Origin of the sequence: Streptomyces sp. NPDC047072, assembly GCF_040643855.1 — a bacterium.
GTDB lineage: Bacteria > Actinomycetota > Actinomycetes > Streptomycetales > Streptomycetaceae > Streptomyces.
This window is the reverse complement of the sequence record NZ_JBEYVC010000225.1, coordinates 1-15,959: the sequence shown is the minus strand read 5'-3', so window position 1 is coordinate 15,959 and position 15,959 is coordinate 1. Positions and strand designations below refer to the sequence as shown.

The window sequence follows — 15,959 nt, the reverse complement described above, 5'->3', positions numbered from 1 at the left end:
CTGCGGGCGGACACCCCCCGCCCCCGTCCCCTCACCGCCGTACGCGGGTGCAGGTGAGTGCTTTTAGGGGCGCGGGGAACTGCGCGACCAGCCCCCACCGGGCCGTACCCGCCATTCCACCGAACTCGGCACCCCGTATCGCGATCTAAAGCCTGCCCAGAACCTGCGTCAGCAAGGAACCCATCCGCGTTGCCGAATCACGGCCCGCCTGGAGGACCTCCTCGTGGTTCAGGGGCTCGCCTGTCATTCCGGCCGCGAGGTTCGTGACCAGGGAGATGCCCAGGACCTCCGCGCCTGCCTCGCGCGCAGCGATCGCTTCCAGGACTGTCGACATGCCCACCAGGTCCGCTCCGATGACGCGGGCCATGCGGATCTCGGCCGGAGTTTCGTAGTGGGGGCCTGTGAACTGGGCGTAGACGCCTTCTTCCAGGGTGGGGTCGATCTCCTTGCAGAGGGCGCGCAGGCGCGGGGAGTAGAGGTCGGTGAGGTCGACGAAGTTCGCGCCGATGATGGGGGAGGTGGCCGTGAGGTTGATGTGGTCGCTGATCAGGACCGGCTGGCCGGGGCGCATGCTCTCGCGGAGCCCCCCGCAGCCGTTGGTGAGGACGATCGTCTTGCTGCCGGCGGCGACGGCGGTGCGGACGCCGTGGGCGACCGCGGCCACCCCGCGGCCCTCGTAGTAGTGCGTGCGGCCGAGGAAGACCAGGGCCCGCTTCTCGCCGATCGTGTACGAGCGGATCTTGCCGCCGTGCCCCTCGACCGCCGGGGGCGGGAAGCCGGGCAGGTCGGTGACCTGGAGCTCGGCGTCGGGGGCGCCCAGGGCGTCGACGGCCGGTGCCCAGCCGGAGCCCATCACGAGGGCGACGTCGTGGGTCTCGGCGCCGGTCAGTTCGCGCAGGCGTGCTGCGGCGGCGTCGGCGGCCGCGTGGGGGTCGCCCTGGATGTCGTCCGGAAGAAGAGATGCGTTCACGCGGGTGAGCCTAGCCGGTTCGGGCCTACGCGCGTAGATGACAGAGCCAACGGGAGGGGGATCGTTGTCTTGTCGTTTCCAACGAAGGATTCCCTCAGCAGGGGCGTTTGCGTAGTTCCATCACGTAGTCGTGCGGGGCGCCCGCCGATTCCGCCGCGTCCGCCAGCTCGCCCAGGTAGCGGGCCGAGGGCAGGCCGCCCTCGTAGCCGTTCAGGACGTACGTCCAGGCGTGTTCCTCGCCCTCCAGGGTGTGGACCCGCATGCGTGTGCGGCGGTAGATGTCCAGGCCCACGCCCTCCCAGCGGTCCATCGAGTCCTCGTCGTGCGGGGCGATGTCGTAGAGCGCCACGAAGACCTGGGACACGGGGTCCTCGACCAGCGTGGCCAGGGCGCCCTCCCAGCCCATGTGCTCGCCGCCGAAGGTCAGCCGCCAGCCGTTCAGCCAGCCCGTGGCGCGCATCGGCGAGTGCGGGGCACGGCGGGTCATCAGGCGCGCGTCGAGATTGCCGGCGTAGGCGGCGTAGAGCGACATGCAGAGAGGGTACGGCAGGTCGAACATCCGTCACTTCCGTCTCACGGGTGGCTCTCGTGGGGGCCGGGCGGTAGCACCTTGAAGCGTGCGGGACAATGGAGTACGTGACTCGGATCGTGATCATCGGTGGCGGACCCGGCGGCTATGAGGCGGCGCTGGTGGCCGCGCAGCTCGGCGCGGAGGTGACCGTCGTCGACTGCGACGGTCTGGGCGGAGCGTCGGTGCTGACCGACTGCGTGCCGTCGAAGACCCTTATCGCTACGGCTGAGGTCATGACGACCTTTGATTCGTCGTATGAAGAGCTGGGGATCATCGTCGCCGATGACACCCCGCCCCTGGAGCAGGCCGCCCGGGTGGTGGGGGTCGACCTGGGGAAGGTCAATCGGCGTGTCAAGCGGCTCGCGCTTGCTCAGTCGCATGACATCACGGCGTCCGTGACGCGGGCCGGTGCCCGGGTCATGCGGGGGCGCGGGCGGCTGGAGGGCATGCAGGCTCTCGACGGGTCGCGCAAGGTTGTGGTGCGGGCTGCGGACGGGAGTGAGGAGACGCTCGTCGCGGATGCGGTGCTTATCGCCACCGGCGGGCATCCCCGTGAGGTGCCCGACGCTCAGCCCGACGGGGAGCGGATCCTCAACTGGACCCAGGTCTACGACCTCACCGAGTTGCCGGAAGAGCTCATCGTGGTCGGGTCGGGTGTGACCGGTGCCGAGTTCGCCGGGGCCTATCAGGCGCTCGGGTCCAAGGTGACGCTCGTGTCGTCCCGGGACCGGGTGCTGCCCGGGGAGGACCCCGATGCGGCCGCCGTACTGGAGGACGTGTTCCGGCGTCGTGGCATGAACGTCATGGCGCGCTCCCGTGCCCAGTCCGCCAAGCGGGTCGGGGACCGGGTCGAGGTCACGCTGGCCGACGGGCGGGTCATCACCGGCTCGCACTGTCTGATGGCCGTCGGCGCCATCCCCAACAGCGAGGGGATGGGGCTTGAGGAGGCCGGGGTCAAGGTGCGCGAGTCCGGGCACATCTGGACCGACAAGGTGTCCAGGACGACGGCTCCGGGTGTGTATGCCGCCGGTGACGTGACCGGGGTCTTCGCGCTGGCCTCCGTCGCCGCCATGCAGGGGCGTATCGCCATGTACCACTTCCTCGGCGACGCGGTGGCCCCGCTGAACCTGAAGACCGTCTCGTCCAATGTGTTCACCGACCCCGAGATCGCCACCGTCGGCTACTCCCAGTCCGACGTGGACGGCGGCAAGATCGACGCCCGGGTCGTGAAGCTTCCGCTGCTGCGCAACCCGCGTGCCAAGATGCAGGGCATCCGCGACGGCTTCGTCAAGATCTTCTGCCGGCCCGGGACCGGGATCGTGGTCGGCGGTGTCGTCGTCGCGCCGCGCGCCTCGGAACTGATCCATCCGATCTCGATCGCGGTCGACAACAATCTGACGGTCGAACAGATCGCGAACGCGTTCACCGTCTACCCGTCCCTTTCGGGCTCGATCGCCGAGGTGGCACGACAGTTGCACACACGCAAGGAGACCGGCGGAGCCTGACGGCCGAAAGCGATTCCTGGCTGGTCACAGGGAGTTGTCGCCCATGCGGGCGGCATAGGCGTCGGGAATGGGCTCTATACCACTCCCCGCCCTCCTGTGCGAACAACATCTGTAATTAGGTGCAAACTGCTGAAAGCAGACGGTCGTTGGCGTTACTGTCAGTTTCGTGTTCGCTGCAGAACGTCGCCAATTGATCCTCGAAATGGTGCGAGCCAACGGGGCTGTATCGCTCCGTGAGCTCGCCCGCGTCGTCCAGACCTCCGAAGTGACCGTACGGCGGGACGTGCGCGCACTGGAGGCAGAAGGACTCCTCGACCGCCGGCACGGCGGTGCGGTATTGCCGGGCGGGTTTACGCGGGAGTCCGGCTTTCCGCAGAAATCGCATCTCGCGACCGCCGAGAAGACGGCCATCGCCGATCTCGCCGCGGGACTTGTGGAGGAGGGTGAGGCCATCGTCGTCGGGGCCGGGACCACCACGCAGGAGCTGGCTCGCCGGCTCGCGCGGGTTCCCGGACTGACCGTCGTCACCAACTCCCTTCTGGTCGCCCAGGCGCTGGCCCACGCGAACCGGGTGGAGGTCGTCATGACCGGTGGCACCCTGCGTGGGTCGAATTACGCCCTCGTCGGCAGTGGGGCCGAGCAGTCCCTCCAGGGGCTGCGGGTCTCCAAGGCCTTCCTCTCCGGGAGCGGGCTCACCGCCGAGCGCGGGCTCTCCACGTCCAACATGCTGTCGGCGTCCGTCGACCGGGCGCTGGTGCAGGCCGCCGCGGAGGTCGTGGTCCTCGCCGACCACACCAAGCTCGGCACCGACACGATGTTCCAGACGGTGCCCACGGATGTGATCACCCGGCTAGTGACCGACGAGCCGCCGGTCCACGACGACCGGGCCGGTACGGAGTTGCAGGCGCTCGCCGACCAGGGGGTGCAGATCGCCGTGGCCGGTGCGTCTGGGGCGCCGGGGGGTGATCAGGTCCCGGCGCGGCGGCAGGAGCGTGAGCGTCGGGACGTGGCCCTGCCGGGGCCTCGGCGGGGGCAGGGGCCGGGGCCCTCCGGGCTTCGGACCGCGACGGTTCTCGGTGAGCCGACGCCGGGGGCGGAGCGGGCCCGCGTGGCGGACATGCGCCGTCGGTGATCTGCCGGTAAGGGGCGCGTTGTCGGCTGCGGGTCCGTCGTGGCTGGTCGCGCAGTTCCCCGCGCCCCTAAGGGAGTTGAACCTACCCCTCTCGCGGAGAGCAGCGTCGGGAGTGTGTGTGGAGATCAGCGGGGCCGATGCCTGTCGGGTCCTGGAGCTTGGGCGGGAGCTGGAAGGTGTCGAGCGGGTTGAGGAGTTGTGGGAGCGGGCGCTTGAAGGGGTGTTGGGGCTGGTGCCCGCTGATGCCGCTCAGCGGTATCGGTTGCCGCTGAACGGGGCCGGGGTCGCTGTTGTCAATCTGCCCGCCGACTCCTTTCATGCCGACCCGATGGTGATCTACGACCATCCCCTGGACCATCCGCTCACCGACCTCATGCTCAGCTCCCCCGCTCCCGGCGCCTGGCGTGTCAGCGATGTCGCCGGGGAGCGGCAGTGGCGGCGCACCCACTGCTACAACCTCGACTTCCGCCCCTTCGGCCTGCGCCACCACCTCGTCGCCACGGTCGGCTCGGACAGCGCGGCCGTCGTCGAGGGGTACGCCCTGGTCCGCTCGGACACCGACTTCACCGCGCGGGAGCGGGACCTGCTCGCCCTCGCCCAGCACCAACTGGCCGCGTTGGAGCGGCGGTTGGCCGAGCGGCAGCGGCTGATCGCGCTGTCCCTCGCCGCCCTGCGCCTCGCCGGCGGCCACGGCTGCGGAGTCGCGAGCGTCGACGACGGCGGCCGGGTCCGTCCCCTCAACGCCGTCGCCGTGGAACTGCTGGCCGCGCTGCGCGACGACCCCCGTCTCACCGGCCGGCTCTCCTTCACCGCCCGCCACATCGACGTACGACACCTGCCGGCAGCCCCCGGTCTGCCCGCGCTGCTCGTGCTGCGCGACCTCTCCCGTGCCCGTGCCGTCGCCCGCCTCTTCGGCATCACCGAGCAGGAGCACCGCACGCTCCAACAGCTCCACGAAGGCCGTACGGCGACGGAGGCCGCCCGCAGGATGGGCCTCGCCCCGACGACCGTACGCGGCTACATCGCCGCCCTGCACCGCAAGCTGGAGGCCGGCCACACCGCGGCTCTCCTGCGCCGGGGGCGTGACCTGGGGCTCCTCACCGACTGACGCCGAGGGCGTCACAGGCCGCGCGGGCGACACGTTATGTCGCGACCCCGTCAGAATTGACGGATGGTCACCGGGCGTGACGCTTCGGTTCACTGTCGGTAGGCGCTCCGCACGGGGCGGCCGCCGAGGGGGACTGCCATGACGACCACGCCTTCCCGTACGCCCGCCACCGACGTCACCCCGGCCGGGACCGGTACCGCCCGGCTGCTCGCCGCCGTCGCGGTCACGCTCGCGCCGGTGCTGTTCGCCGTGGCCAACCTCCTGATCCCGTACGACACAAATGGCTCCAGCAAGGAGATCGCCCGGGACATCGCGGCGCACCAGGGAGTCACGGAACTCGCCGCCTGGCTGTGGACGGTCGGCACGGTCCTGTTCCTGCCGGGGATCGTCGCCGTCGGCCTGCTCGCCACCGCCCGCTCACCCAGGCTCGGCCTGTGGGGCGCGGCACTCTTCGGTACCGGCCTGGTCGCGATCGGCACCACCCCGTCCCTGGACACGGTCGCGCTCGGCGCCTACGCCAAGGGCGTGCGCCAGGAGGACGTGGTGCGCATGGCGGACGGCGTCAACGGCCTCCCCGTGGTCGGCGGACCGATCCTCTACTTCGTCGTCGCCCATGTCGTCGGCGCGATCCTGCTCGGCGTCGCCCTGCTGCGGGGCCGCGCGATCCCGGCCTGGGCCGCCTGGCTGCTGATCCTGTCCATGCCGATCAACGCGGCCGCCTACCTCACCGGCCTCGCCCCCCTGACCGCCGCGTCCTTCCTGATGCTGGCCATCGGCTGCGGCTACGCGGGCCTCACCTTCACCCGCCACGGCACCGGCTGGACACGGACCGCCTAGACCACCGTCACGGGGGACGGGGAAACGAGGCGCCCCCTCGGACCGACTGCTCCGGTCCGAGGGGGCGCCTCGATCTGCCGTACGGCAGCTGTCGTACGGCTGCTCAGTCCTTGATCTCGCAGATCGCGGCGCCGGAGGTGACGGACGCGCCGACCTCGGCAGACAGGCCCTTGATCGTGCCGGACCGGTGCGCGTTCAGGGGCTGTTCCATCTTCATCGCTTCGAGTACGACGATCAGGTCGCCCTCCTTGACCTCCTGGCCCTCCTCGACCGCGATCTTGACGATCGTGCCCTGCATCGGGGAGGCGAGGGTGTCGCCGGAGGCGACCGGGCCGGACTTCTTGGCCGCCCGGCGCTTGGGCTTGGCGCCCGCGGCGAGGCCGGTGCGGGCCAGGGACATGCCCAGCGAGGACGGCAGGGAGACCTCCAGGCGCTTGCCGCCGACCTCGACGACGATCGTCTCGCGGTCGCCGTCCTCCTCGGTCTCCGGGGCGGCCGGAGCGGCGAAGGGCTTGATCTCGTTGACGAACTCGGTCTCGATCCAGCGGGTGTGGACCGTGAACGGGTCGCTGGAGCCGGTCAACTCCGGTGCGAACGCCGGGTCCTTGACGACCGCGCGGTGGAAGGGGATCGCCGTGGCCATGCCCTCGACCTGGAACTCCTCCAGGGCGCGGGCGGCGCGCTGGAGCGCCTGCTCGCGGGTGGCGCCGGTGACGATCAGCTTGGCGAGGAGCGAGTCCCAGGCCGGGCCGATGACCGATCCGGACTCGACGCCCGCGTCCAGGCGCACGCCCGGGCCGGAGGGCGCCTCGAACTTGGTGACCGTGCCGGGGGCCGGGAGGAAGTTGCGGCCCGGGTCCTCGCCGTTGATGCGGAACTCGAAGGAGTGGCCGCGCAGTTCGGGGTCGCCGTAGCCGAGTTCCTCGCCGTCGGCGATGCGGAACATCTCGCGCACCAGGTCGATGCCGGCGACCTCTTCGGTGACCGGGTGCTCGACCTGGAGACGGGTGTTGACCTCCAGGAAGGAGATCGTGCCGTCCTGGCCGACGAGGAACTCGCAGGTGCCGGCGCCCTCGTAGGAGGCCTCCTTGAGGATGGCCTTGGAGGCGCGGTACAGCTCGGCGACCTGCTCGTCGGAGAGGAACGGTGCCGGGGCCTCCTCGACCAGCTTCTGGTGGCGGCGCTGGAGCGAGCAGTCACGCGTCGACACGACGACGACGTTGCCGTGCTTGTCGGCCAGGCACTGCGTCTCCACGTGCCGCGGACGGTCCAGGTAGCGCTCCACGAAGCACTCGCCGCGGCCGAAGGCGGCCACCGCCTCGCGCACCGCGGACTCGTACAGCTCGGGGACCTCTTCGAGGGTGCGGGCGACCTTCAGACCGCGCCCGCCACCGCCGAACGCGGCCTTGATGGCGATCGGCAGGCCGTTCTCCTCGGCGAAGGCCACGACCTCGTCCGCACCGGAGACCGGGTCGGGGGTGCCCGCGACCAGTGGGGCGCCGGCGCGCTGGGCGATGTGCCTCGCCGCGACCTTGTCGCCGAGGTCGCGGATGGCCTGCGGGGGCGGGCCGATCCAGATCAGGCCCGCGTCCAGGACCGCCTGGGCGAAGTCGGCGTTCTCCGAGAGGAAGCCGTAGCCCGGGTGGATGGCGTCCGCGCCCGACTCGCGCGCGGCGTTCAGGACCTTCTCGATGTCCAGATAGCTGCCGGCCGGGGTGTCACCGCCCAGGGCGAACGCCTCATCCGCGGCGCGGACATGCAGAGCGTCCCGGTCCGGGTCGGCGTACACGGCCACGCTCGCGATGCCGGCATCCCGGCAGGCCCGGGCCACGCGGACAGCGATTTCGCCACGGTTGGCGATGAGCACCTTGCGCACGATTGAGGCTCCCTCCTTGAAACAAGCCGAGTTTAGGGACAGCCGACACGGCTCTTCGACCCGTCCCCTGTGGTGAGCTTGCCCACACGGAGCGTGATACGAGGCTTGCTCGACCCGCGAAATCCCTTGTCGCACCTCGGTACGCAGGACTCCTCCCGAAAACCCTAGCCTTCCCCTGTGGTCAAGGTCTCTGTGAGAGCGTGCTGCGTGCCACTCCGTTTCTTTGTGGAGACCCTACGAACGGCCCAATGATTCTTTGCCGTCCGTAGAACCCTTGTCCCGCGGTTTACCCGTTAGTAGCGTTCGCGGTGTATCGAACGTACGTCGAGTGACAAGTGCTTGGCTCGAGAGTGGGTGGGGACCGGTGATACGCAGGCCGGTGGCGTGGATCGTGGCGGTCGTGCTCTTCGTCGAGGCGCTCGGCGTCGCCGTGCTGAACTGGACCCTGGGCAATCTCGTCGACGCCCAGAACATGTCCCTGGCCGGTCTGGACCCGGACGCGATGTCCCTGTCCTCGAAGATCGGCGGGATCGTCTTCGGCCTCTACTTCGCGCTGTGCGGCCTGGTCGCCGTGCTCGTGGCGGTACGCGACCGTCAGCCCGCAGGGCTCGGCCGGGTCCTGCTGATCAGCGCCGCCGTGGTGCACGGCCTGCTCGGCGCGGTCGCCTGGGCGATGATCGGCCGGCCGCAGTTCGCCTTCATGATCGTGATGCTCGCGCTGATCGTGCTGCTGCTGGTGACCTACGACGGCCGCCGGGGCCCGGTCGCCTCCGGCCCCGAGGACGCGAAGGGGCCCGAAGACCCCACGAGCCCGGACGGCACCGGCGGTTCGCCGCTCACGCCTCCGCCGGCGCCCACAACTCCGTGATCCCGACGCCCAGTTCGGCCAGCAGCCGGCGTACGAGGGGCAGGCTGATGCCGATCACGTTGCCGTGGTCGCCGTCGATGCCCTCGATGAACGGCGCCGAGCGGCCGTCCAGGGTGAACGCCCCGGCGACGTGGAGGGGTTCGCCGGAGGCGACGTACGTGGCCACCTCCTCGTCGGTGGGATCGCCGAAGCGGACGACCGTCGAGGCGACGGCGGAGACGTACCGGCCGCTCGTGGTGTCGTAGACGCAGTGTCCGGTCTGGAGGGTCCCCGCGCGTCCGCGCATCGCCTTCCAGCGGGCGGTCGCCTCCTCGGCGTCGGCGGGCTTGCCGAGCGCCTGGCCGTCCAGGTCGAGGACCGAGTCGCAGCCGATCACCAGGGCGCGGGTCGCCTCCGGCAGTGCGGCGACGACCGAGGCCTTGGCCTCCGCGAGGGCGAGGGCCAGGTCGGCGGGGGTGGGGGCGGTGACGGCGTCCTCGTCCACGCCGCTGACGATGACCTCGGGGGTGAGACCGGCCTGCCGCAGCAGGCCCAGCCGGGCGGGGGACTGGGAGGCGAGGATGAGGCGGCGGCGCGGCTGATCGGTCATGCGGTCAGCGTAGTCCGGCCACAATCATGGCGAGCACCATGGCCAGGGCGAGGAAGAGGCTCAGCCGCCGAAGCATGTTCTGCATGTCGCGCAGTTCTTTCGGCGGCTCGTTCTCGGGGTCGGACCACAACATGCCACCAGCGTGGGGCTTGGCCGGTGGAGGGCGCCTGAGTACGGGTACTCAAATGGCGCCCTCAGTTGTGGCTAGGTGCGCGGTTCCCCGCGCCCCTAAGGTTTCGGCTTACCCCGGCCAATATGTTCGGGTCCATGCCGTGGGCCCAGGCTGGGGGAGGCGGTGGGTTGCGATCCTTGACGGGTCCGACCACCCGTCCCGCGGCTCTTCGGCGCCCGGCATTGTCGCTGCCGCCGCTGCGCGGGCTCTTACCACCGCCAGGGCGGCGGCCAGTTCCTCCGGGGTGGGGTTGCCCCGTACGACCTTGATGTTCACAGCGCTCTCCTTAGAGGGGGATGTTGCCGTGCTTCTTGGGCGGGAGGGACTCGCGCTTGGTGCGGAGCTGGCGCAGGCCCCGTACGACGTGGCGGCGGGTGTCGGAGGGCATGATCACCGAGTCGATGTAGCCGCGTTCGGCCGCGACGTAGGGGTTGAGGAGGGTGTCCTCGTACTCCCGGATCAGGCGGGCGCGCACCGCTTCCAGATCCTCGCCGTTGGCCTCGGCCTCCGCGAGGGTGCGGCGGTGCAGGATGTTGACCGCGCCCTGGGCCCCCATGACGGCGATCTGGGCGGTCGGCCAGGCGAGGTTGATGTCCGCGCCGAGGTGCTTGGAGCCCATGACGTCGTAGGCGCCGCCGAAGGCCTTGCGGGTGATGACGGTGATGAGCGGGACGGTCGCCTCGGCGTAGGCGTAGATCAGCTTGGCGCCGCGGCGGATGATGCCGTCGTGCTCCTGGTCGACGCCGGGCAGGAAGCCGGGGACGTCGACGAAGGTCAGGACGGGGATGTTGAAGGCGTCGCAGGTCCGCACGAAGCGCGCGGCCTTCTCCGACGCCGTGATGTCGAGGCAACCGGCGAACTGCATCGGCTGGTTGGCGACGATCCCGACCGGGCGCCCCTCCACCCGCCCGTACCCGGTGAGGATGTTGGGCGCGAACAGCGGCTGCGTCTCGAAGAACTCGGCGTCGTCCAGGACGTGTTCGATCACCGTGTGCATGTCGTACGGCTGGTTCGCGCTGTCCGGCACCAGCGTGTCCAGCTCGCGGTCCTCGTCGGTGAGCGCGAGGTCCGCCTCCTCCGGGAAGACCGGCGGCTCGGAGAGGTTGTTGGACGGCAGGTACGACAGCAGCTGCTTGACGTACTCGATGGCGTCCTTCTCGTCCCCGGCCATGTGATGCGCCACGCCGGACACGGAGTTGTGGGTCCGGGCCCCGCCCAGCTCCTCGAAGCCGACGTCCTCACCGGTGACCGTCTTGATGACGTCCGGGCCGGTGATGAACATGTGCGAGGTCTGGTCGACCATGACGGTGAAGTCGGTGATGGCCGGGGAGTACACGGCGCCACCGGCGCAGGGCCCGACGACCAGGGAGATCTGCGGGATGACACCGCTCGCATGGGTGTTACGGCGGAAGATCTCACCGTACGCGCCGAGCGAGGCGACACCCTCCTGGATCCGCGCACCGCCCGAGTCGTTGATGCCGATGACCGGACAGCCGGTCTTCAGCGCGAAGTCCATGACCTTGACGATCTTCTGGCCGTAGACCTCGCCCAGCGCGCCGCCGAAGACGGTGAAGTCCTGGGAGAAGACGGCGACCGGACGGCCGTCGACGGTGCCGTACCCGGTGACGACACCGTCCCCGTAGGGGCGGTTGTTCTCCAGGCCGAAGTTGGTGGACCGGTGCCGTGCGAACTCGTCGAGCTCGACGAACGAGTCCTCGTCGAGCAGCAGCTCGATCCGCTCACGGGCCGTCAGCTTGCCCTTGGCGTGCTGCTTCTCCACGGCACGTTCGGAGCCCGCGTGCGTCGCCTCGTCAATACGACGCTGCAGATCCGCGAGCTTGCCCGCGGTGGTGTGGATGTCGGTCTCTTCCGCCTCGGACATCGGGATCGCGGCTCCCTGCCTGCTCAAAAGGGGGGACGGTTACTCATCCGTAGAGTAGTGGTGGGCCTACTAAACAGCAGTGCGGCGTTTCACACACCTAGGGTGGCTTGCATGACGTCGCGAGATGGTTCTGAGGGCAGCCGTTGGTCCGATCTGGAGCGGCCGCCGCTGAATGTGGTCGCCCTGCGCCGGGGGCTGGTGCGGGACGGGGGGCTGTGGCGGGGCGTGGAGGTCGTGCAGCGCACCGGGTCCACCAACAGTGATCTGGTCGCCCTCGCGGCCAAGGGCGAGGCGTCGGAGGGGACCGTTCTCGTCGCCGAGGAGCAGACGTCCGGGCGGGGGCGGCTGGACCGGCAGTGGACGGCGCCCGCCCGCTCCGGGCTGTTCTTCTCCGTCCTGCTGACCCCGGACGACGTGCCGGTGGCCCGCTGGGGCTGGCTCCCGCTGCTCACCGGCGTCGCCGTGGCGACGGGACTCTCCCGGGCGGCCGGCGTCGACACGGCCCTCAAGTGGCCCAACGACCTCCTCGTGACCGTCGGCGGCGAGGAGCGCAAGACCGGCGGGATCCTGGCGGAACGTGCAGGTGAGGGCGGGGTCGTCGTCGGCGTCGGCATCAACGTCACCTTGAAGGAGGACGAGCTGCCGGTACCGACCGCCGGGTCCCTCGCCCTGGCCGGAGCGGTGAGCACGGACCGCGACCCGCTGCTGCGAGGCGTCCTGCGCTCCCTGGAGGACTGGTACGCCCGCTGGCGCGCGGCGGAGGGCGACCCCACGGTGAGCGGCTTGCAGGAGACATACGCGGCGGGTTGCGCGACGCTGGGACGGACGGTACGGGCGGAGTTGCCGGGCGACCGTTCGATCGTAGGAGAAGCGGTGGCGATCGACGGGGACGGGCGTCTGGTGATCGCAACGGAGGACGGAGTGCAGGCCCCGGTGGGCGCGGGAGACATCGTGCACTTGCGACTCGCGTAGAGGTGCGCAAGTCAGGGGCGCGGGGAACTGCGCGATCCGCCCCCACCGGCCCGCAGGCGACGGCAGACATCAGGCACCCCTTCTTGGTCTTACCTAAAGACGTGAGCTGGCGCACACCTGCCGTACAGTTGAGGCCGGTCGATACCTGACCGCAGCAGATCGGAAGGGCAGCAGGCGTGACCGTCGACGACACGGGCTCCGGCGAGGGCGCGGACGCCGCCGACTCCGGCGAGGACCCGCTCGCCCTGCGTCTCGAACACCTGATCCTCGGTGCCGAGCGCCGCTACACCCCCTTTCAGGCGGCCCGCAGCGCCGGTGTCTCCGTGGAACTGGCCACCCGTTTCTGGCGGGCCATGGGCTTCGCAGACATCGGCCAGGCCAAGGCGCTGACCGAGGCGGACGTCCTGGCCCTGCGCCGGCTCTCCGGTCTCGTCGAGGCGGGCCTGCTCAGCGAGGCGATGGCCGTGCAGGTGGCCCGCTCCACCGGGCAGACCACGGCCCGGCTCGCCGAGTGGCAGATCGACTCCTTCCTGGAGGGCCTCACCGAGCCCCCGGAACCCGGGATGACGCGCACCGAGGTGACGTACCCGATCGTCGAGCTGCTCCTGCCCGAGCTGGAGGAGTTCCTCGTCTACGTCTGGCGCCGCCAGCTCGCCGCGTCCGCGGGGCGGGTCGTGCAGGCCGCCGACGACGAGGAGATGGTCGACCGGCGCCTGGCCGTCGGCTTCGCGGACCTGGTCGGCTTCACCCGCCTGACCCGCCGTATGGAGGAGGAGGAACTCGGCGAACTCGTCGAGGCCTTCGAGACCACCGCGGCCGACCTCGTGGCCGCGCACGGCGGGCGCCTGGTCAAGACACTCGGCGACGAGGTGCTGTACTCCGCCGACGACGCCGGGGTCGCCGCGGAGATCGCGCTGCGGCTCATCGAGACCATGGCGAACGACGAGACCATGCCGGAGCTGCGGGTCGGCATCGCCTTCGGCACGGTGACCACGCGGATGGGCGACGTCTTCGGTACGACCGTCAACCTCGCCTCCCGGCTCACCTCGATAGCTCCCCGGGACGCCGTCCTCGTCGACAGCGACTTCGCGCAGGAGCTGATCCGCACCGGCGAGGCACCGGCCTCCGAGGCGGAGGCGGCCGAGGCCGCGGCGACCGCCGAGAAGGAGGGCGAGGACCCGCCGACGTACCGCTTCGCGCTACAGCCGATGTGGCAACGGCCGGTGCGCGGACTCGGGGTCGTGGAGCCTTGGCTGCTGACGCGCCGGGCCGGGGACGTGTAGCGGTTCAGCGCGCCAGCGTGTTCACGCACAGGCCGATGATCGGGACGCACAGACCGGGGTCGCTCGGTGTGGGCTGCTCTGCGGTGTGGGTGGGCTGTGGGGCGGGTGCGGCCGGGGCTTCCGGCGGGGGTGTGGTGCGGCTGGTGGAGGGCTGGGCGGGCTGCTGCGGGGCCGCGGTGGAGGCGGGCGCGGGCGCGGGTGTCTGCGGTGCGATGGTGGCGCCGGTGACCGTGGTCGGTCGCGTGGCCGCCGGGGCGTTCGGTGCCTGCGGGATCGTGGTGGGGGCCGCCGCGGCCGGGCTGGCGGTGGGGAGCGCGGTGGGTGACGCGGCGCCCATGGTGGTGGTCGCCGACGGACCGGCCAGGGGGAACGTCGCCACGGTCGCCGCGGCGTTCGTCGCACGGTCCGCGTCGGTGTCCGGGTGCGTCTGGGGGTCCTGGGGGTCCGTCTCGGTCGTACCGAACGCACCGATCGTCGAATCCGGTGCCAGGCGTACGAGGCTCAGGGCGCCGGCGGCCAGGGCCAGACCGCCCGCCACGAACAGGACCTTGCGGGGGCGGGGCTTGCGATGACGCCCGCGCGGGGCGAAGAAGCGGTGGTCGTCGCTCTCGGTGTGCGGCGGCCCTGTAGTGATGGCCGTCGTCATGGTCGTCGTCATGGCGGTCCCTCCCCTGTGTGCCCGCGCCCCCTGCGCGCTGCGGCGGGGCGCACGTTATGCGCTCCCCTGGGCGGTGGGGGAGGACTTGGGCGGGATGTCACTCGAACGGGGTGTCGGGCGGGTCGGCGGGAACCTTTCGCGGGGCGCGGTGGGCTGGGATGATCCGGTCGAGCGGTTGTTGTTAACGGGCGTTAATTCGGGAGGGTGTCGTGGGCGAGGAGCGGTTCGGGGAGTTCGTGCTGGTGCGGCGGCACGGGGACGGCGGTCACGTGGCCGAGCTGGCCCTCGACCGCCCCAAGGCGATGAACGCGGTGTCGACGGAGATGGCACGGTCGATCGCCACGGCCTGTGCGGCGCTGGGGGGTGACGGGGAGGTACGGGTGGTCGTCCTCACCTCCACGCATGAACGGGCGTTCTGCGTAGGGGCGGACCTGAAGGAACGGAACTCCTTCACCGACGCGGATCTGCTGCGACAGCGCCCGGTGGCCCGGGGGGCGTACACGGGGGTGCTGGAACTACCCGTCCCGACGGTCGCGGCGGTCCACGGTTTCGCACTGGGCGGCGGTTTCGAACTGGCCCTCTCCTGCGACCTGATCGTCGCCGACCGAACGGCGGTGGTGGGGTTGCCGGAGGTATCGGTGGGCGTGATCCCCGGGGGTGGCGGGACGCAGCTGCTGCCCCGGCGGGTGGGCGCGGCGAGGGCGGCGGAACTGATCTTCACGGCGCGGCGGGTGGAGGCGGGGGAGGCGGCGGAGTTGGGCCTGCTGGATGTCCTGGTGGATGCGGGCCGGGACCGGGAGGAGGCGCTGGCGTTGGCGGCACGGATCGCGGCGAACTCCCCGGTGGGACTGCGCGCGGCGAAGCGGGCGCTACGACTGGGGCACGGGCTGGACCTCCGGGCGGGCCTGGAGGTGGAGGACGCGGCATGGCGATCGGTGGCGTTCTCGGGAGACCGGGCGGAGGGGGTGGCGGCGTTCAACGAGCGCCGGGCGCCGGTTTGGCCGGGGGAGTAGGGGGGTGCCTAGTGGGGTGCCGCGTCAGGTTGTGGGGCGGGTGCGGGTGAGTGGGGGCTGGTCGCGCAGTTCCCCGCGGGTGCCTGCGGCGCTTGGGCGGGTGCGGCCCGGTGGGGGCTGGTCGCGCAGTTCCCCGCGCCCCTAGGTGGGTTGGTCTGAGCGTCGGCCCCCACGCGCCGTGGGTTGGTCTCAGCGTCAGCCGCCACGCGCCCTGGGCGGGTTGGTCTGAGCGTCCGTTCCCACACGCCTTGGGTGGTCTGAGCGTCAGCCCCCACGCGCCGTTGAAAGCGCTCGCGCACCCCCACGGGCTGTCGGCCGCGTACGGCGGTGAGGGGTCGGGGGCGGGGGGTGTCCGCCCGCAGCGGCCGGCGTCCGTTATCCAGTACTGCCGTAGAAGAGAGAACCGCCCGGCCCGGAGGTTGACGACCTCCAGCCACAGCTGGGCGAGCCGGTGCTTGAGCGCCTGGAACCCGCCGACGGGCCGGTTGAACTGCTTGCGCTAGTGATGCCCCACTCCGCGACC

The 15,959-nt window shown here is 70.9% G+C and carries 16 protein-coding genes; 8 read left to right on the top strand and 8 right to left on the bottom strand.

From position 1 onward, the window contains the following. Positions 1-145 precede the first annotated feature (145 nt). Positions 146-970 (bottom strand): purine-nucleoside phosphorylase, encoded by an 825-nt coding sequence (locus ABZ896_RS47820; RefSeq protein ID WP_360944021.1) that lies wholly within the window; start codon positions 968-970, stop codon positions 146-148. Between the two features lie 94 nt (positions 971-1,064). Beyond that, on the bottom strand, positions 1,065-1,502 hold the full coding sequence (locus ABZ896_RS47815) for a gamma-glutamylcyclotransferase (protein ID WP_360944018.1): 438 nt from the start codon (positions 1,500-1,502) through the stop codon (positions 1,065-1,067). Positions 1,503-1,597: 95 nt separating this feature from the next. Here ABZ896_RS47815 and ABZ896_RS47810 point away from each other — a divergent pair, with 95 nt between their 5' ends. From ABZ896_RS47810 to ABZ896_RS47795, 4 genes are all read left to right on the top strand, one after another. Beyond that, positions 1,598-3,046, top strand: a complete 1,449-nt coding sequence (locus ABZ896_RS47810; RefSeq protein ID WP_360944016.1) for an NAD(P)H-quinone dehydrogenase — start codon at positions 1,598-1,600, stop codon at positions 3,044-3,046. A 166-nt stretch (positions 3,047-3,212) separates the two neighbouring features. Continuing rightward, the gene (locus ABZ896_RS47805) at positions 3,213-4,178 is read left to right on the top strand and encodes a DeoR/GlpR family DNA-binding transcription regulator (protein WP_360944013.1); all 966 of its coding nucleotides are present in this window, start codon (positions 3,213-3,215) and stop codon (positions 4,176-4,178) included. Positions 4,179-4,296: 118 nt separating this feature from the next. Beyond that, complete coding sequence (locus tag ABZ896_RS47800) at positions 4,297-5,286, top strand: helix-turn-helix transcriptional regulator (protein ID WP_360944010.1); 990 nt, start codon at positions 4,297-4,299, stop codon at positions 5,284-5,286. A 138-nt stretch (positions 5,287-5,424) separates the two neighbouring features. Beyond that, positions 5,425-6,123: a hypothetical protein gene (locus ABZ896_RS47795; RefSeq protein ID WP_360944007.1), complete on the top strand. Its 699-nt coding sequence runs from the start codon at positions 5,425-5,427 to the stop codon at positions 6,121-6,123. A gap of 103 nt (positions 6,124-6,226) precedes the next feature. Here ABZ896_RS47795 and ABZ896_RS47790 read toward each other — a convergent pair whose 3' ends face one another. Further along, complete coding sequence (locus tag ABZ896_RS47790) at positions 6,227-7,999, bottom strand: biotin carboxylase N-terminal domain-containing protein (RefSeq protein WP_360944004.1); 1,773 nt, start codon at positions 7,997-7,999, stop codon at positions 6,227-6,229. Between the two features lie 364 nt (positions 8,000-8,363). On the opposite strand from ABZ896_RS47790, the gene ABZ896_RS47785 reads away from it, so the two are divergent. After that, the gene (locus tag ABZ896_RS47785) at positions 8,364-8,867 is read left to right on the top strand and encodes a hypothetical protein (protein ID WP_360944001.1); all 504 of its coding nucleotides are present in this window, start codon (positions 8,364-8,366) and stop codon (positions 8,865-8,867) included. Here the strand turns inward: ABZ896_RS47785 and ABZ896_RS47780 are convergent. The 4 genes from ABZ896_RS47780 to ABZ896_RS47765 form a co-directional block, all read right to left on the bottom strand. Then, positions 8,836-9,456, bottom strand: coding sequence for a nucleoside triphosphate pyrophosphatase (locus tag ABZ896_RS47780; RefSeq protein WP_360943998.1), 621 nt, complete (start codon positions 9,454-9,456; stop codon positions 8,836-8,838). The two genes, ABZ896_RS47785 and ABZ896_RS47780, sit on opposite strands and share 32 nt — an antisense overlap. Positions 9,457-9,460: 4 nt before the next feature. Next, the gene (locus ABZ896_RS47775) at positions 9,461-9,589 is read right to left on the bottom strand and encodes a hypothetical protein (protein WP_360943995.1); all 129 of its coding nucleotides are present in this window, start codon (positions 9,587-9,589) and stop codon (positions 9,461-9,463) included. Positions 9,590-9,697: 108 nt separating this feature from the next. Continuing rightward, positions 9,698-9,904, bottom strand: coding sequence for an acyl-CoA carboxylase subunit epsilon (locus tag ABZ896_RS47770; RefSeq protein ID WP_360943992.1), 207 nt, complete (start codon positions 9,902-9,904; stop codon positions 9,698-9,700). Positions 9,905-9,914: 10 nt separating this feature from the next. After that, positions 9,915-11,510 carry an acyl-CoA carboxylase subunit beta gene (locus ABZ896_RS47765; RefSeq protein ID WP_360943989.1) on the bottom strand — a complete coding sequence of 532 codons (1,596 nt, stop codon included), beginning with the start codon at positions 11,508-11,510 and terminating at the stop codon, positions 9,915-9,917. 111 nt (positions 11,511-11,621) lie between these two features. On the opposite strand from ABZ896_RS47765, the gene ABZ896_RS47760 reads away from it, so the two are divergent. Together ABZ896_RS47760 and ABZ896_RS47755 are read left to right on the top strand one after the other, a co-directional pair. Continuing rightward, positions 11,622-12,482: a biotin--[acetyl-CoA-carboxylase] ligase gene (locus ABZ896_RS47760; protein WP_360943986.1), complete on the top strand. Its 861-nt coding sequence runs from the start codon at positions 11,622-11,624 to the stop codon at positions 12,480-12,482. Positions 12,483-12,658: 176 nt separating this feature from the next. After that, entirely contained in the window at positions 12,659-13,765 is a 1,107-nt protein-coding gene (locus tag ABZ896_RS47755) for an adenylate/guanylate cyclase domain-containing protein (RefSeq protein WP_360943983.1), read from the top strand. Between the two features lie 4 nt (positions 13,766-13,769). On the opposite strand, the gene ABZ896_RS47750 is transcribed toward ABZ896_RS47755, so the two are convergent. Further along, on the bottom strand, positions 13,770-14,423 hold the full coding sequence (locus ABZ896_RS47750; protein ID WP_360943980.1) for a hypothetical protein: 654 nt from the start codon (positions 14,421-14,423) through the stop codon (positions 13,770-13,772). A gap of 209 nt (positions 14,424-14,632) precedes the next feature. On the opposite strand from ABZ896_RS47750, the gene ABZ896_RS47745 reads away from it, so the two are divergent. Continuing rightward, entirely contained in the window at positions 14,633-15,436 is an 804-nt protein-coding gene (locus ABZ896_RS47745; protein WP_360943977.1) for an enoyl-CoA hydratase-related protein, read from the top strand. Positions 15,437-15,959: the final 523 nt, after the last annotated feature.

Coding starts and splice junctions, on each gene's coding strand:
- ABZ896_RS47815 (WP_360944018.1), bottom strand. CDS start 1,502: ATGTCGCTCTACGCCGCCTACGCCGGCAATCTCGACGCGCGCCTGATG.
- ABZ896_RS47810 (WP_360944016.1), top strand. CDS start 1,598: ATGGAGTACGTGACTCGGATCGTGATCATCGGTGGCGGACCCGGCGGC.
- ABZ896_RS47795 (WP_360944007.1), top strand. CDS start 5,425: ATGACGACCACGCCTTCCCGTACGCCCGCCACCGACGTCACCCCGGCC.
- ABZ896_RS47780 (WP_360943998.1), bottom strand. CDS start 9,456: ATGACCGATCAGCCGCGCCGCCGCCTCATCCTCGCCTCCCAGTCCCCC.
- ABZ896_RS47775 (WP_360943995.1), bottom strand. CDS start 9,589: ATGTTGTGGTCCGACCCCGAGAACGAGCCGCCGAAAGAACTGCGCGAC.
- ABZ896_RS47765 (WP_360943989.1), bottom strand. CDS start 11,510: ATGTCCGAGGCGGAAGAGACCGACATCCACACCACCGCGGGCAAGCTC.
- ABZ896_RS47760 (WP_360943986.1), top strand. CDS start 11,622: ATGACGTCGCGAGATGGTTCTGAGGGCAGCCGTTGGTCCGATCTGGAG.
- ABZ896_RS47750 (WP_360943980.1), bottom strand. CDS start 14,423: ATGACGACGACCATGACGACGGCCATCACTACAGGGCCGCCGCACACC.